Raw genomic sequence first — 15,340 nt, forward strand, 5'->3', positions numbered from 1 at the left:
AGAGTTTAAAAGGATTGTGGCGAGAGAGCTGAGGCTGGTCAGCTAATTAAGAACCTTATACTTTGACGAGAGCATAATGATGGAAAAAAATTTTACGCCTGAGCAAATCGAAATCATTAATCGCGTGGTTTTTGCGCGTATCGAGCATATGAAAGAGAAAGTGATTGAAACCATTGAGCAGACAGAGCGCGATGCGCACCAGCAGCTGGTGGATTGCGGGATTGATATGACCGATTTCTGTCCGGCTAATCAGCACTTTCTCATGATGACAATCGTCCAGGCGCTGATAGATCGGGTGCACGGGAGCGACAGGGCGCTTGCCCGGAAGATAATAACCATGGAGGCGAAGAGACTGAACGTCAGCGTTAACGTCGAGGCAGATAGTTCGAGATAACCTTAAGGCTGAGTCTGCGGCGGACCAGGAAATCCGCGCCCGTCGCCCGGCATCGCACCTTTACAGTTCGCGCAAACGCTCTGCGCTGTTATGCTAAAAACCCGGCAAGCCGCGCTGTAATGAGACCTGACCATGCCCGAACGCGAAAAAAACATCCATATTCAACCCTGTTCTTCTATCTCTCGAACGCATATTCTTCCGGCACTGCTGGCGATTGTCGCCGTATCGAGCCTGTGCGCGTTCGTCTCGCCGCCGCTGGGGCCGTGGCGCGAAATTTTGACCAATCCAGGGATGTATATCGATCTGCTGGCGCTGCTATTTCTGCTGTTTATGCTCTGGAGTTCGACCAAGGTGCGGATGAACCACGTGGCGGTTAACTGGGTACGCTACGGCCTGCTGCTGTGGATTGCCGGGGGCACTTTCGATCTGATGGACGAAATATTCCACCAGCCGCGCTGGATGGGGTACTACTGCGAAGATCTGCTGCGCCTGTCCGGCATGCTGCTGAGCGCGGTCGGGGTCTACAAAATTATTGAGCGCATCAATCTCCTGTACGTCGACGCGCGTTCGCAATCGCTCAAGGATGAGCTGACCCAGCTGCCCAACCGTCGCTTTTTTATCGACACCATCCGCGAGAAGGAGGGGCGCAGGCTGGCGCTGATGATTGTGGATATCGACTACTTCAAGAAAATTAATGACACCTGGGGACATCTGGTGGGGGACGAAGTGCTGTTTGCCCTTGGCAAACAGCTGGCGAAGCTTACCAGCGATAAGGTGTTGCCTTCGAGGATTGGCGGAGAAGAGTTTGCCATTATTGTCGATGGCCTGTCGGCGCAGGAAGTGGATGAACTGGCGCAGTCGATTTTGCAAAACGCCCGCGCGATCCTGATCAACCACGATAACCCGCTGTCGATCAGCATTGGCGTCGGTCTGCGCCATAAAGACGAGCCGCAGAACCTGTTTATTAAAAAGGTCGATGACGCGCTCTATAAGGCGAAAAATAACGGCCGCGGACGGGTTGAATGGGCCGCGTGAACTATCCCTGCTGCGCGCTGCGGCAGTGGCGACGATATTCGGAAGGCGAGCGCTCGGTGTAGCGTTTAAACACCCGGCAGAAATAGTTGCTGTCGACAAAACCGCAGTTGTGGGCGATCTCTTTGACCTTAAGATCGTAGCCGCGCAGCAGCTTTTTCGCCTTTTCCAGGCGGACGCTGGTGAGAAACTCATTAAAACCGACGGAGCCGGATTTCTGGAATATATGCGACAGGTAGTTGGGCGTAATATGAAAACGCTTCGCTACCGACTCGCGGGTCAGCGGCTGGGTGAGATGCTCTTCGAGATAATCCTGTACCGCCAGAAACAGATCGCGGCTGCGGCTGACGCGCATCTCCAGCCCGACCAGCTGCTCAAGGCAGTGGCTCAACAGGGCCGCGACCACCAGCCTGGCGGTTACCGGGTCCGGCTGCAGGCAGATTTCATTGAGCGACAGCAGCAGGTAGGAGCCCACGCGCGGTCCGAGGCGGGCGACGTTCTGCTTTTCCGTGCGCAGCTGCTTGCCGTCCCAGTGCTGAACGCAAAACCCGAGCTTCTGGCGACCAAACAGAATGCTTAACGTCGACGCCGGCGCGGTCCATTCCGGCAGCGTCCATTTACCCGCCTGAACGTAGAGCACCTGCGAGGCGGAGAGCATCGTCTCCGACAGCGGCAGCCCGCTCTCCTTAAGCTCACCCTCAAGCACAATTTCCAGCCGTGGAAAGGGCACCTTAAACGCCAGCGCGGGCTCGGAGATATCCGGGTCGGGGAACCTGACGTGCAGATTATCTTTCTGATTTACTAAACGATTTAAAATATCCGCCAGATCGTCAATCATTCCGTATGCCTTAGAAGAGAGCAATTATCCTGTTGATTATAATCTATTTTATCTGCACAGGTTTGTTCTGTATCAGGCGACTTCGCTAATGCCTGCCCTGCAGGAAGGGGGAAAAAGCTGGATTTTGATGGCCATCACACTTTTCCCTGCCGCGTACGCTCGTCCAGTTTTTCGTAGTTTTGCCCTCATGTATTCCCGCCCGCCGCCGATTAGAGTTTGTTTTGTGTTATCGATAAGTTAAGGAATATAAATATGGAACAACAATCTGCGGTTTATCTGGATGCGCTGGGGGCGAACGTTGCGCTGAGCCCGGCAATGAAACAGGAGCTGGATACCCTGGGCTACACCGTTGTGCATAACGTGGCGGACGCGGAGTGGCTGGCGGCGATGCGCGCGCTTATCGACGCCATCGTCGAGAGAGAGGGCGATAATCTGGCGATCGAGCACCACCAGGAAGCGACGGCAACCCGCATCGCCAACCTGATTAACAAAGGCGCGATTTGGGAAAAGGTCTGGTCCCATCCGCTGATTCTCTCCGCCTGTCGGCATGTTTTTCAGGGGGATTTTAAAGTCTCCAGCCTGAACGCGCGGGAAGCGTTGTTCAACGGCGGCCATCAGCCGCTGCATGCGGACTGGAAAAAGCCGCGTCACGATTTTCCGAAAGTGCATCTGGTGAATACCATCTGGGCTATCGATGATCTGAGCGCTGACAACGGCGCGCCGCGCATTATTCCCGGCACCCATTTGCGTCCGGAGCTGCCGGAAGAGGTGCTGGATGACCCGGAGCTGGCGCATCCTGATGAGGTGGTGTTCGCCGCGCCGGCGGGCAGCGTGATGATTTATAACGCCCACGCCTGGCACGGCGGGACGCGCAACCGCGTCGGCAGCAGAAGGCGCGTGCTGCACGGTTTATATATCGACAGGGCGGATACCGCGCAGCAGGATCAGCAGCGCTGGCTGACGCCGGAAACCGCCAGCCGCCTGACGCCCGCGCAGAAATGGCTGCTGGGGGTGGCGTAAAAATCGCATGGAATGGTAGCCCCGGTAAGCGCAGCGCGACCGGGGGAAGTCTGAGCGGGCGCGGTGTTATTTCCCCGGGCCGCGGCGCAAGCGCCTTGCCCGGGCTACAAAACGGCAAACGGCGGTGAACCTGTAGCCCCGGTAAGCGCAGCGCGACCGGGGGAAGTCTGAGCGGGCGCGGTGCTATTTCCCCGGGCCGCGGGCAAGCGCCTTGCCCGGGCGGCAAAATCACCGGTGTACTCACGGGATCTCAAGATAAACCACCGGCTTTTTCATAATGCATTTCACCGCGTCGACAATCTGCTGCGGCTGCAGCAGAAAGGTTTTGATGCTGGTCTTAATGGTGCGGATGCCGCTAAAGCGTCCGGCATCGTCAATTTCAATATCCGTCACCAGCAGAACGACATCGGCATGGGCGATGTCGTCGGCCATTATTTTGTTCTCCACCCCCAGCGCGCCCTGGGTTTCAATTTTGATATTCCATTTCTCCTGGTGGCCGACTTTTTCCAGCCGCTCGGCCGCCATATAGGTGTGAGCGACGCCGCTGACGCAGGCCGTGACGGCAACGATAGTGAAATCCATAGCATCCTCCTGGCGTTATCCGCCGACGGTCACGCTAAAACCGGCCCGTTCGGCCAGCGTCCTGAATGGCTGAATCTCAGATTCTGCAGGGGCTTTAATCATCGACATCGACCATTTTTTTCCCAGTAAGTGATATTTGGCTTCGCCGTACTGATGGAACGGCAGAAGATGAATTTCCGGCAGCTTAAAGGGGGCCAAAAATGCCAGAATCCGGCGGAAATTCGCTTCATCAAGCGTGAATCCCGGAATCAGCGGCACCCGGGGGATCACGTGAATATGCGCTTCTACCAGACGGGTAAAGTTATCCAGCACCCGCGGCATATTCATCCGCAGCTGCTCGCGGGCCAGCGTTTCATCCATGATTTTTAGATCGAATAGCACTTCATCGCAGGCCTGCGCCAGCGGAAAAAAGCGGCGGTAGGCGGTATCGCCCGCCGTTTCAATCGCCGTTCTGATCCCCCATTCGCGCAGGCGGCGCAGCAGGCGCGCGGCGAATTCGGCCTGCATCAGGACTTCGCCGCCCGACAGGGTCACGCCGCCGCCGGAGGCGCGGAAGAAGACCTCATCCTTCAGCACCTCTTTAAGCAGATTATCGAGGGTGACGTCGCGGCCAATCTGCTGCCACGCGCCGGAAGGGCACTCGACCACGTCCTGCTGGCAGCGGGAGCAGCGCAGGCACTTGCTCTCCCGGCGTACGGTCTGAATTTGCGGCGAGATCGACTCCGGATTGGCGCACCAGGGACAGGTATGCGGGCAGCCTTTAAAAAACACGACGGTGCGGATCCCCTGACCGTCATTCAAAGAGTAGCGCTGGATATTAAAAATGCGCGCCTTATCGGCGCGCGTTTCCAGGACCTCACAGCTGATGCGCGGTGCGGCGGATAATGTCATCCTGAATCTCCTGCGACAGCTCGACGAAAAAGGCGCTGTAGCCCGCAACGCGCACCACCAGACCTGCAAAATCCTGCGGCCGCTGCTGGGCTTCGCGCAGCGTATCGGCGTTGACCACGTTGAACTGAATATGCTGCAGCTTCAGCCTGGTGAATGCCTGCAGGAAGTCGGCCAGCTTATTGAGGCCGCCGTCGCCGGCAAGGGTCGCCGGGGTGAATTTGACGTTCAGCAGCGTACCGTTGGAGAGCAGAAAGTTATCCAGCTTGCTGACCGACTTAAGCACCGCGGTCGGCCCCTGCACGTCCTGGCCGAGCATCGGCGACAGCCCGCCGTCCGCCAGCTGCTCTCCGGCCAGGCGTCCGTCCGGAGTGGCGCCGACGACCGAGCCGAGCGGCACGTGGGCAGAGACGGTATAGGAGCCCGGCGTAAAGCGACCGCCGCGCGGGTTGCGGTACTGCTCTACCTCTTTGCAGTAGAAGCGCAGCAGATCGGCGCTGATGTTGTCCACTTCGTCAATATCGTTGCCGTATTTCTCGAAGCGGTTGATCAGGCGCGCGCGGATTTTTTCCCCTTCCGGCGTCTGGAAGTTGGCTTTCAGCACCGCGATCAGTTCAGCGAAGCTGAGTCGTTTTTGCTCAAACACCATCCCTTTAAGCGCGTGCAGCGAGTCGCTGAGGTTAGCGATGCCGATGCCCTGGACCCCGGAGAAGTTATAGCGCGCGCCGCCTTCGGTGATATCCTGGCCGTGCTGCACGCAATCCTCAATAAAGGAAGAGAGCAGGGGAACCGGCGCCCAGTCGCGGTGGCCGATATCGCAAATATTGCTGCCTTCGACCATCAGCTTAATGTAATAGCGAATCTTGTCGCGGATCTGGTCGATCAGCCCATCCCAGGTGATGTCAGGGTTGCTTTCGTTTTCCAGCATCACGATTTCCATCACCTTCAGCAGATTGAACATGGCGATATCGTGCAGGCCGTAGGTGCGCCCCGGGATCGACAGCTCAACGCAGCCAACCACCGAGTAATCCCGCGCGTCATCCAGCGAGACGCCGCGGTTAAGAAACGCCGGGATCACCACTTCATCATTGAAGATTTGCGGAATGCCGGTGCCGAGGCGAATGGTCTCGGCGGTTTTGCGCAGAAAAGGGCGATCGACCAGCTCGTTGACCCGCACGCCGAGGTTCGGCTGCGGCAGGCGAACGTTCTGGTAGGCGTCGAGGGATAAAAACGACAGGATATTGACCGCGCTGCGTCCGGTCTCGGTCAGGCCGCCGAGCAGGGCGGTATAGCCGGTCGGGAAGCCCGCGAAGTAGCGCGCGCTGCTGGTGGAGCGCAGCAGGACAATATCGTTGCACTTCACCCACAGCGACTCCAGCAGCTCCTGAAGAAACTGCGGATCCTGGCCGCGATTCAGCGAAACCTGATAGTACGGCAGCATGTACTGGTCAAAGCGGCCCAGCGAAATGGAGCTGGCGTTGGATTCATACTGCAAAATGATGTTCATATACCAGAAGAGCTGGCAGGCCTGCCAGAAATCTTCCGGGCGGTGCACCGCGTTATGGCGGGAGATGTCCGCGATGGTCTCCAGCTCTTTGCGCCGCTGCCCGTCGCTGCAGCCGGCGGCCATGTCATCGGCAAGCGCCGCATAGCGCAGAATATGGCGCTGGGAGGCTTCCAGCAGGATCAGCACCGCCTGATAAAAATTGTTCTGCGGGTGCCGCTGACTCACCGCTTTCATCTCCGCCACCAGCGCGGCGAGGCCGTTTTCCAGCAGACGAGGGTAGTCGATGATGATATGTCCCTGGCCTTTATCGGTCTGGTTGATGCTAAAAATCTGCGTGCTAACGGCGGCCTTCACTTCATCGGTCATCTGGGCGTTGATGAAGTCCTTCATCGAGCGATTTTCCCAGTAGGGGAACAGCACTTCGCGGTAGATGCGTTTATCTTCTTCGCTGATGTTGAAGCGGTCCTGCGGGCGGGTCGGGAACTGGTCCAGCTCCTTGAGCAGCCAGTAGGGATCCATCTCCGGCGACATGATCCCGGCGCGCGGCTTGATCGTACGGTTGCCGGCAATCAGTTCATCATCACGAATCGAAATCTGCACATGATCGAGGACCCATGCGGTCGCTTTCGCCCGGCGGATCATCACCGGCTCCCCCTCGGTCTGTTTATGGCTGGCGGTGTAGAGCAGCGCTCGCTCGAGGGAGATTTCGCGCGGGTTGGCGAACAGACGATCTTTTAAGCGTTGAGTGCGATTAGTCATGACAAGCTCCATGTTATTTTGCGGGGCGCAGGCCGCGCCCCGTGCATTCAGTCAGGCATTCTGCGAAAGGTGGCTGTCGATTTTGTTCATAATGGCTTCGGCGCGCTTCACGGCGTCGCTGATGTTGACGCGCACGATGGTTTTACCGGCAAAACGCTCTTCAAACTTGATGCCGATATCTTTGGTCAGAATCACCATATCGGCGCTGGCGACGTCTTCTGCGGTCAGCTCGTTCTCAATGCCGATGGAGCCCTGGGTCTCGACTTTGACCTGCCAGCCTTTGGCCTTAGCGGCGCTCTCCAGCGATTCGGCGGCCATATAGGTGTGGGCGACGCCAGACGGGCAAGCGGTAACGGCGATAATTTTGGTCATACAATATTCCTTCCCGTGTCTCAGTTAATTTCGAAATCAAGATCCATCTCGTCATCGGCTTTGGCGTCAGACGTTTTCTTTTTCGCCAGGGCCTTAAGCAGGATGACGCAGGCGGCGCTGACGATGGCGCCAACCGCGAGGCCGGCAATAAATCCGCCTTTACCCTCAACGACCGGCAGAACGATAAGCCCGCCCCAGCCGGCATAGCACTGGGCGCCGAGCAGCGCGGCGGTAACGCAGCCGGCGGCGGCGCCGATCATATTGGCCGGGATAACGCGCAGCGGGTCGGCGGCGGCGAAGGGGATCGCGCCTTCGGTCACGCCAACGCAGCCCATCACCAGCGCGGCCTTACCGGTTTCGCGCTCTTCCGCGGAGAAGTATTTACGTCCAATCAGCGTTGCCAGGCCCATGCCCAGCGGCGGCACGGCGATACCGACGGCGGCGATGGCCACCACGCTGTAAACGCCCTGGGAAACGCAAATCAGCATGAAGGCGTAGGCGACCTTATTCACCGGACCGCCCATGTCGAAGGCCAGCATCAGGCCCATGATGATGGCGAGAATCACGATGCTGCCTTCGCGCATGCCCTGCAGCCAGCCGGTCAGGCTGGCGGTGAGCGCGCCAATCGGCTCGCCGAGGCCCCACATCATGATCCCGGCGGTAATAAAGGTGCCGATAATCGGGATAACGAAGATGGGCATCACCGAGCGCAGCACCTTGTGCACCGGGATTTTCTTCAGGTAGTAGACCACCAGCCCGCCAATAATCCCGGCAATTAGCGCGCCGAAGAAACCGGCGCCGAAGCTGTTGCCGACCCAGGCGCCGATGGCGCAGGGAGCCAGCGCCGCGCGGTCGGAGATGGAGTAGCCGATATAGGCCGCCAGAAACGGCACCATAAGCGTCAGGCCGGCCACGCCGATATCAAACAGTTTTTTCAGGTTAGGGTCGGTGGCGGCATCGGGCACCGCGCCCTTGCCGTACAACATGACGGAGACTGCCAGCAAGATCCCTCCGGACACGACAAACGGGATCATATGTGAAACCCCGGTCATGAGGTGCTGGCGGGTATTTTTTAATATTTGCACCAGTTCATTCATTGTTATTCTCCTGAGCGCTGCGTGGCCCGTGACTGAGTTGATGCTTCAACCTTAGAAAAAGGGCGGCGCATAAAATAGTAGAGAAAAAGTGCATTTACTGGATATTTGTAAGGCCAGAGGAAAATTGCGATCCACCTCAAATCTTAGCGCTGGTGGGTTTTTGGCGCCGTTAGTCAGGCGATTTGTGACCGCGAGCATAAAAAAGAGTCGGGCATACAATTATCCAGTAATTGCCACTTTTATCGTGTAGTGGCGGGCCGGTTCTTTCTTTACCTTTTGGCTAAATACGCATTATTCAGGAGGAAGGCGATGGCTCTGGTAATTGAATTCATATGTGATTTGCCCAACGGCGTGCATGCGCGTCCGGCAAGCCTGGTAGAAACCCTGTGCAATACTTTTTCGTCTTCGGTCGAATGGTTAAATACCCGCACGGAAGGACGCGGAAACGCGAAAAGCGCGCTGGCGATTATCGGCACCAATACCTTGAAGGGGGACCGCTGCCAGCTGGTCGTCAGCGGTGAAGATGAACAGCAGGCGTTTGATGCGCTGTCGGCATTTATCAGCGAGGAGTTCCCGCACTGCGATGCGCCGCTGCCGACGGCGGAATCCATGGACGTTCAGCCGGTTCCTGAATCCCTCTCGCGCCTCAATCCCACGCTGTTTCACGCCCAGCCGGTCTGCGCCGGCAGCGCGGGCGGCAGGCTCACCCATCTTAAATCCCTCGACCTGCGCGATTCAGGCGCGCTGCCCGCAGCGGGCGCAATTGAACAGGAACAGGCGGCGCTGGACAGGGGCCTGACCCTGCTGGTGAAAAATATTGAGTTCCGCCTGCTGGATAACGACGGGACCGCCAGCGCGATCCTTGAGGCGCATCGCTCTCTGGCCACCGACGCCTCGCTGCGCCAGCATCTGCTGGGCGGGCTGTTGAGCGGCCTGAGCTGCGCTGAGGCGGTGGTCGCGACCGGCGAACACTTTTGCGCCCAGTTCAGCGCTTCCGGCAATAGTTATTTGCAGGAGCGGGTGCTGGACGTGCGCGATGTCTGCTTCCAGCTTCTGCAGCATATCTACGGTGAGGATCGTTTTCCGGCACCGGGTAAGCTGACGGAAGAGGCTATCTGCCTCGCCGATGAACTCACCCCCAGTCAGTTTCTTGAACTGGATAAAACCCTGCTTAAAGGTCTGCTGCTGCGCAGCGGCGGCACCACGTCACATACGGTGATCCTCGCGCGTTCGTTCAATATTCCCACCCTGGTGGGCGTCGATATGGAGGCGCTGCTGCCGTGGGTCGATCGGCGAGTGCAGATTGACGGTAACGCCGGGCTGGTGGTGGTGAATCCCGATGAAGCGGTGGCGCGCTACTATCAGCAGGAGGCCTGGGTGCAGGCGCAGATCCGCCGCCAGCAGCAGGCCTGGCTGGATAAAGCGGGGCGTACGGAAGACGGTATTCGCCTGGAGGTGGCGGCCAACATCGCCCATTCGGTAGAGGCGACGGCGGCCTTCAACAACGGCGCGCAGTCGGTAGGCTTGTTCCGCACCGAAATGCTCTATATGGACAGGCCCAGCGCGCCGTCGGAAAACGAGCTGTATAACCTATTTTGCCAGGCGCTGGAGCCGGCCAACGGGCGCAGCATTATCATCCGCACCATGGATATCGGCGGCGACAAGCCGGTGGCCTACCTCAACATTCCGGCGGAGAACAACCCGTTCCTCGGCTACCGGGCGGTGCGTATTTATGAGGAGTATCAGGCACTGTTCCGCACTCAGCTGCGGGCGATTCTGCGCGCTTCCGCGCACGGCGCGCTGAAAATCATGATCCCGATGATCTCCTCGATGGAGGAGATTCTGTGGGTGAAAGAGCAGCTGGCGGATGCCAAACAGTCGCTGCGCGGCGAACAGATTCCGTTTGATGAAAAGATCCCGCTGGGCATCATGCTCGAGGTGCCGTCGGTGATGTTTATCATCGACCAGTGCTGCGAAGAGATTGATTTCTTTAGTATCGGCAGCAACGACCTGACCCAGTATCTGCTGGCGGTGGATCGCGATAACGCCAGGGTGACGCGCCACTACAACAGCCTCAATCCGGCTTTTTTGCGCGCGCTGGATTACGCGGTTCAGGCGGTGCATCGCCAGGGTAAATGGATCGGCCTGTGCGGCGAGCTGGGGGCCAAAGGTTCCGTGCTGCCGCTGCTGGTGGGGCTGGGGCTGGATGAGCTGAGCATGAGCGCGCCATCGATCCCGGCGACCAAGGCGCGTCTGGCGCAGCTTGACAGCCGCGCCTGCCGTCAGCTGCTGAATCAGGCGATGCAGTGCCGTACTTCGCTGGAGGTCGAGCACCTGCTGGCCCAGTTCCGTATGACCCAGCAGGACGCGCCGCTGATTACCCCTCAGTGCATTACGCTGAACAGCGACTGGCGCAGTAAAGAGGAGGTGATTAAGGGCATGACCGACAATCTGCTGCTGGCCGGGCGCTGCCGCTATCCGCGTAAGCTGGAAGCGGATCTGTGGGCCCGTGAAGCGGTGTTCTCCACCGGGTTAGGGTTTAGCTTCGCCATTCCGCACAGTAAATCGGAGCATATTGAGCAGTCGACCATCAGCGTCGCCCGTCTGGCGCAGCCGGTGGCGTGGGGCGACGACGAGGCGCAGTTTGTGATTATGCTGACGCTCAATAAGCATTCGGCGGGGGATCAGCATATGCGTATTTTCTCGCGGCTGGCGCGGCGCATTATGCATGCGGAGTTCCGGCAATCGCTGGTGACGGCGCAGAGCAGCGAGGCGATTGCGGCGCTGCTGCAGCGCGAGCTGGAGCTGTAATTCGGTCCGGAGAATCTCCCCGGTGGCGCTGCGCTTACCGGGGCTACGGGTTTCCAGCCGTCTGCGGGGCAGTAGCCCGGATAAGGCGTTTACGCCGCGACCCGGGATTTCCGGGCCCGGAGCCTGAGGGAGGCAGATTGGGTAGCCCGGACAGGCGCGTAAGCGCCGCCTCCGGGAAAGCGTGCAGGGGTTCCGTTCACCGCTATCCCGCAGAAAATGTCTCACCGTGGTAGGTGAACGGGTAAAGGGGGAGAAAACCGTCTCCCCCTTTACAATCCCCGCGGTCCCGCAAAGAAATCGGTGCTGCGCACTGCGCTCACCTCCCGGTCCTCAGCCCGCGGTCGGCTCAACTCGATATTACTCGTCCCATCCCTGGGACTCGCCCCTACGGGGCCAGCGCAAGCGCTGTTCAAAATTGCTCCAGGCAATTTTGTCGTGTCTCGATTCGCCTCTGGCCGCCATCCCTGGCGGCCAGCCCTTGTCTTCCGACCTCCGGTTCGCCGATTTCAGCGGGCACCAGGGCATCGCTGCATATCACGTTGTTTCAGAGGCATATCGTAGCTGCACGAACATCGTCCCGGAGGCGGCGCTGCCGCGCCCGTCTGGGCGATCTACTGCCCGGCAATCGCCCGACAAATCGCTTCGCCCACCTGCTGGGTGGAGGCGCTGCCTTGCATATCCGGCGTCTTCGGTCCGCTGGCGATGGTCTGCTCAATCGCCGCCAGAATGCCGTCGTGGGCGGCCTGGTAGCGTGCGTCCCCGTTGCCGAGGAAGTCGAGCATCATCGCGCCGGCCCAGATGGTGGCAATCGGGTTGGCGATATTTTTGCCGTAAATATCCGGCGCCGAACCGTGTACCGCTTCAAACAGCGACGGAAAGGTGCGATCCGGATTGAGGTTTGCCGACGGGGCAATGCCGATGGTGCCGGTACAGGCCGGGCCGAGATCGGAGAGGATATCGCCGAACAGATTGGAGCCGACCACCACGTCAAAACGTTCCGGCTGCAGCACGAAGCGGGCGCACAGAATATCAATGTGCTGCTTATCCCATTTCACCTCCGGGTAGTGCTGCGCCATCGCTTCGACGCGCTGGTCCCAGAAGGGCATGCTGATGGCCAGACCGTTGGATTTGGTCGCCGAGGTCAGGGTTTTGCGCGGGCGGCTCTGCGCTAATTCAAAGGCGTAGCGCAGGATCCGGTCAACGCCGCGACGGGTAAATACCGACTCCTGAATCACCACTTCATGTTCGGTCCCCGGATTCACATGGCCGCCGAGGGCGGAATATTCCCCTTCGGTGTTTTCACGCACCACGTAGAAATCGATATCGCCGGGCTGTTTACCCGCCAGCGGGCAGGGGACGCCGGGGAACAGGCGCACCGGACGCAGGTTGACGTACTGGTCGAACTCGCGGCGGAACTTCAGCAGCGAGCCCCACAGTGAAATGTGGTCCGGCACGATATCCGGCCAGCCGACCGCGCCGAAGTAGATCGCATCAAACGTTTGCAGCTGCGCGCGCCAGTCGTCGGGCATCATGGCGCCGTGCTGCGCGTAATAGTCGCAGCTGGCCCACTCAAAGTGCTCGAAGCTTAACGCCAGCCCCCAGCGTTCGGCGGCGGCCTGCAGCACGCGGACGCCTTCCGGCAGCACTTCTTTACCGATGCCATCGCCGGGGATGGCGGCAATACGTAAGGTTTTATTCATCGTTATTCTCAGTTTGAGGTAAGGAAAATTGACTTCACCGCTATCCTATAATTGACTGATTCATAATTAATCCCGTTAACTGGTGAAACATAAAACACGAATCATGAATAATTTGCCGCTGCTGAACGATTTACGCGTCTTTATGCTGGTTGCCCGCCGCGCCGGTTTTGCCGCCGCCGCGGAAGAGCTCGGCGTCTCGCCGGCTTTCGTCAGCAAGCGCGTGTCGCTGCTGGAGCAAACGCTCAACGTCCAGCTGCTGCACCGTACCACCCGGCGCGTGGCTATCACCGAAGAGGGCGAGCGCATCTACGAATGGGGACTACGCATTTTGCAGGATGTCGACCAGATGATGGATGAGCTCTCCGATGTGCGGCAGGTGCCGCAGGGGACGCTGCGGATTATCAGCAGCTTTGGCTTTGGCCGGCGGGTAGTCGCGCCGGCGCTCTCCGAGCTGGCCCGTCGCTACCCGCAGCTGGAGATCCGTTTTGACGTCGCCGACCGGCTGGTGGATTTGGCCAATGAAGGGGTCGATCTGGATATTCGCGTCGGCGACGATATCGCGCCCAATCTGATAGCCCGCCAGCTTGCCAGCAATCACCGCATCCTCTGCGCCTCGCCGGCGTTTGTCGCCCGCTATCCCCGGCCGAAACAGCTCAGCGATCTCGCCGCGCTGCCCTGTCTGGTGATCAAAGAGCGCGACCGGCCCTTTGGCGTCTGGCAGCTGCGCGATGATAAAGAGGGGGAGCACGCCATCAAGGTGACCGGACCGCTGTCGTCTAACCACGGTGAAATCGTCCATCAGTGGTGCCTGGAGGGGCAGGGGATTGCGCTGCGCTCGTGGTGGGACGTCAGGGAAAATATCGCCAGCGGCAATCTGGTGCAGCTGCTGCCGGAGTACTATCAGCCCGCCAATATCTGGGCGGTATACGTGTCGCGGCTGGCGACCTCGGCCAAAATTCGTACCACCGTGGAGTTTTTGCGCCACTACTTCCAGCAGCGATTTCCGCCGCGCAACGGCGAGAAAAAATAGCCGACGGCCGGCGCCGTCGGCCGAGGGGATTACACGCCGAGCCGATCGCGCAGGCTGTAGTAAGCCGCGCCCATGGCGGTAAACGGAATACGCAGGCTGCGCCCGCCGGGGAACGGATAGTGCGGCAGCCTGGCGAAGGCGTCGAAACGTTCGGCGTCCCCGCGCAGCAGCTCCGAAATCAGCCGTCCGGCGAGGTGGGTACAGGTGACCCCGTGGCCGCTGTAGCCCTGCATATAATAGATATTGTTATCGAGGCGGCCAAACTGCGGCATTCGCGAGAGGGTCAGCAGGAAGTTGCCGGTCCAGCGGTAGTCGATTTTCACCCCCTGCAGCTGCGGGAAGGTTTTCAGCAGCTTCGGCATAATCAGCCGCTCAACGTCGTCCGGATCCCGCGCGCCGTACACCACGCCGCCGCCGTACAGCAGACGGTTGTCGGCGGTCAGGCGGTAGTAATCCAGCAGATAGTTACAATCTTCTACGCAGTAGTTTTTCGGGATCAGCGAGCGCGCCAGATCCTCAGACAGCGGCGCGGTGGTGACCACCTGGGTGCCGCACGGCATGCTGCGTTTCGCCAGCTCCGGCTCGAGCTTATCGCCGAGATAGGCGTTACCGGCGACGATCACGTAGCGGGCGGTGACCTGTCCGCGTGCGGTGGTCACTACCGCCGGGCTGCTGTGCTGAATGCCGGTGACCGGTGATTGTTCGTAAACCCGGCCGCCGTTGAGCCGAATGGCGTCCGCTTCGCCAATCGCCAGATTGAGCGGATGGATATGACCGCCGCTGTGGTCCAGCAGCGCGCCGGCGTAGCGGTCGCTGTCCACTTCGCGACGAATGGCGCTGGCATCCAGCAGCTCCAGCTGGGTATTGCCGTAGCGCTCCCAGTTCGCTTTCTGCTCTTCCAGGGTCTCCAGCTGTTTATGATTCAGCGCGACAAACAGCCCGCCGGGGCGATAGTCGCAGGCAATCTGATAGCGCTGGATACGTTCGCGAATAATGTCGCCGCCTTCAAACATCATGCTGCCGAGCATTTTCGCGGCATCCGGGCCGTAGGTTTTTTCGATAACGTCGATATCGCGGCTATAGGAGTTGACTAGCTGGCCGCCGTTGCGTCCGCTGGCGCCGAAGCCGATGCGCGCGCCTTCCAGCAGCACCACATCGTAGCCCATTTCGGCCAGATGCAGCGCCGAAGAGAGGCCGGTATAGCCGCCGCCGACGACGCAGACGTCGCAGCCGATCGATTCGTCCAGCGTCGGGAACGGCTCATAGCGGTTGGCGCTGGCGGCGTAATAGCTGGTGGTATGTTCGCTCAT

13 protein-coding genes are annotated in these 15,340 nt (G+C 59.4%); 5 read left to right on the forward strand and 8 right to left on the reverse strand.

Annotation, left to right across the window (positions count from 1 at the left end):
- The first annotated feature begins 79 nt into the window (after nt 1–79).
- Nucleotides 80–394, forward strand: a complete 315-nt coding sequence (locus FQK12_RS12310) for a hypothetical protein (RefSeq protein ID WP_032693404.1) — start codon at nt 80–82, stop codon at nt 392–394.
- Nucleotides 395–526: 132 nt separating this feature from the next.
- Complete coding sequence (locus FQK12_RS12315; RefSeq protein WP_014228780.1) at nt 527–1,429, forward strand: GGDEF domain-containing protein; 903 nt, start codon at nt 527–529, stop codon at nt 1,427–1,429.
- Between the two features lies 1 nt (nt 1,430).
- Here the strand turns inward: FQK12_RS12315 and FQK12_RS12320 are convergent, their stop codons facing one another.
- Entirely contained in the window at nt 1,431–2,264 is an 834-nt protein-coding gene (locus FQK12_RS12320; RefSeq protein WP_014228781.1) for a helix-turn-helix transcriptional regulator, read from the reverse strand.
- A gap of 252 nt (nt 2,265–2,516) precedes the next feature.
- Between FQK12_RS12320 and FQK12_RS12325 the strand changes: the two genes are divergently transcribed.
- Nucleotides 2,517–3,284: a phytanoyl-CoA dioxygenase family protein gene (locus FQK12_RS12325; protein WP_014228782.1), complete on the forward strand. Its 768-nt coding sequence runs from the start codon at nt 2,517–2,519 to the stop codon at nt 3,282–3,284.
- A 240-nt stretch (nt 3,285–3,524) separates the two neighbouring features.
- Here FQK12_RS12325 and FQK12_RS12330 read toward each other — a convergent pair whose 3' ends face one another.
- Genes FQK12_RS12330 through FQK12_RS12350 form a run of 5 tightly spaced genes read right to left on the reverse strand, consistent with a single transcriptional unit; the run spans nt 3,525 to nt 8,489 of the window.
- A complete protein-coding gene (locus tag FQK12_RS12330; protein ID WP_004849743.1) occupies nt 3,525–3,866 on the reverse strand; it encodes a PTS fructose-like transporter subunit IIB in 342 nt (113 codons plus the stop codon).
- Nucleotides 3,867–3,881: 15 nt separating this feature from the next.
- A complete protein-coding gene (locus tag FQK12_RS12335; RefSeq protein ID WP_014228783.1) occupies nt 3,882–4,757 on the reverse strand; it encodes a [formate-C-acetyltransferase]-activating enzyme in 876 nt (291 codons plus the stop codon).
- Nucleotides 4,723–7,020 carry a formate C-acetyltransferase gene (locus FQK12_RS12340; RefSeq protein WP_014228784.1) on the reverse strand — a complete coding sequence of 766 codons (2,298 nt, stop codon included), beginning with the start codon at nt 7,018–7,020 and terminating at the stop codon, nt 4,723–4,725. The genes FQK12_RS12335 and FQK12_RS12340 overlap by 35 nt, the downstream gene beginning before the upstream one ends.
- A 51-nt stretch (nt 7,021–7,071) precedes the next feature.
- Nucleotides 7,072–7,392, reverse strand: a complete 321-nt coding sequence (locus tag FQK12_RS12345; RefSeq protein WP_004100938.1) for a PTS fructose-like transporter subunit IIB — start codon at nt 7,390–7,392, stop codon at nt 7,072–7,074.
- A gap of 20 nt (nt 7,393–7,412) precedes the next feature.
- On the reverse strand, nt 7,413–8,489 hold the full coding sequence (locus FQK12_RS12350; RefSeq protein WP_004131253.1) for a PTS fructose transporter subunit EIIC: 1,077 nt from the start codon (nt 8,487–8,489) through the stop codon (nt 7,413–7,415).
- A gap of 309 nt (nt 8,490–8,798) precedes the next feature.
- Between FQK12_RS12350 and ptsP the strand changes: the two genes are divergently transcribed.
- Nucleotides 8,799–11,300 carry a phosphoenolpyruvate--protein phosphotransferase gene (gene ptsP / locus FQK12_RS12355; protein ID WP_014228785.1) on the forward strand — a complete coding sequence of 834 codons (2,502 nt, stop codon included), beginning with the start codon at nt 8,799–8,801 and terminating at the stop codon, nt 11,298–11,300.
- Between the two features lie 611 nt (nt 11,301–11,911).
- Here the strand turns inward: ptsP and FQK12_RS12365 are convergent.
- Entirely contained in the window at nt 11,912–13,000 is a 1,089-nt protein-coding gene (locus tag FQK12_RS12365; RefSeq protein ID WP_014228786.1) for a tartrate dehydrogenase, read from the reverse strand.
- A gap of 82 nt (nt 13,001–13,082) precedes the next feature.
- Between FQK12_RS12365 and FQK12_RS12370 the strand changes: the two genes are divergently transcribed.
- Entirely contained in the window at nt 13,083–14,030 is a 948-nt protein-coding gene (locus tag FQK12_RS12370) for a LysR substrate-binding domain-containing protein (protein WP_162097164.1), read from the forward strand.
- Nucleotides 14,031–14,059: 29 nt separating this feature from the next.
- Here FQK12_RS12370 and FQK12_RS12375 read toward each other — a convergent pair whose 3' ends face one another.
- A complete protein-coding gene (locus FQK12_RS12375; protein WP_014228788.1) occupies nt 14,060–15,340 on the reverse strand; it encodes an NAD(P)/FAD-dependent oxidoreductase in 1,281 nt (426 codons plus the stop codon).

The sequence above is a fragment of the Klebsiella sp. ME-303 genome, assembly GCF_007910085.1.
Classification (GTDB): domain Bacteria; phylum Pseudomonadota; class Gammaproteobacteria; order Enterobacterales; family Enterobacteriaceae; genus Klebsiella; species Klebsiella michiganensis.

What these genes read in the sequence shown, in the direction of transcription:
- FQK12_RS12310 (WP_032693404.1), top strand. Translation starts at nt 80, where the DNA reads ATGGAAAAAAATTTTACGCCTGAGCAAATCGAAATCATTAATCGCGTG.
- FQK12_RS12315 (WP_014228780.1), top strand. Translation starts at nt 527, where the DNA reads ATGCCCGAACGCGAAAAAAACATCCATATTCAACCCTGTTCTTCTATC.
- FQK12_RS12320 (WP_014228781.1), bottom strand. Translation starts at nt 2,264, where the DNA reads ATGATTGACGATCTGGCGGATATTTTAAATCGTTTAGTAAATCAGAAA.
- FQK12_RS12325 (WP_014228782.1), top strand. Translation starts at nt 2,517, where the DNA reads ATGGAACAACAATCTGCGGTTTATCTGGATGCGCTGGGGGCGAACGTT.
- FQK12_RS12330 (WP_004849743.1), bottom strand. Translation starts at nt 3,866, where the DNA reads ATGGATTTCACTATCGTTGCCGTCACGGCCTGCGTCAGCGGCGTCGCT.
- FQK12_RS12335 (WP_014228783.1), bottom strand. Translation starts at nt 4,757, where the DNA reads ATGACATTATCCGCCGCACCGCGCATCAGCTGTGAGGTCCTGGAAACG.
- FQK12_RS12340 (WP_014228784.1), bottom strand. Translation starts at nt 7,020, where the DNA reads ATGACTAATCGCACTCAACGCTTAAAAGATCGTCTGTTCGCCAACCCG.
- FQK12_RS12345 (WP_004100938.1), bottom strand. Translation starts at nt 7,392, where the DNA reads ATGACCAAAATTATCGCCGTTACCGCTTGCCCGTCTGGCGTCGCCCAC.
- FQK12_RS12350 (WP_004131253.1), bottom strand. Translation starts at nt 8,489, where the DNA reads ATGAATGAACTGGTGCAAATATTAAAAAATACCCGCCAGCACCTCATG.
- ptsP (WP_014228785.1), top strand. Translation starts at nt 8,799, where the DNA reads ATGGCTCTGGTAATTGAATTCATATGTGATTTGCCCAACGGCGTGCAT.
- FQK12_RS12365 (WP_014228786.1), bottom strand. Translation starts at nt 13,000, where the DNA reads ATGAATAAAACCTTACGTATTGCCGCCATCCCCGGCGATGGCATCGGT.
- FQK12_RS12375 (WP_014228788.1), bottom strand. Translation starts at nt 15,340, where the DNA reads ATGAGCGAACATACCACCAGCTATTACGCCGCCAGCGCCAACCGCTAT.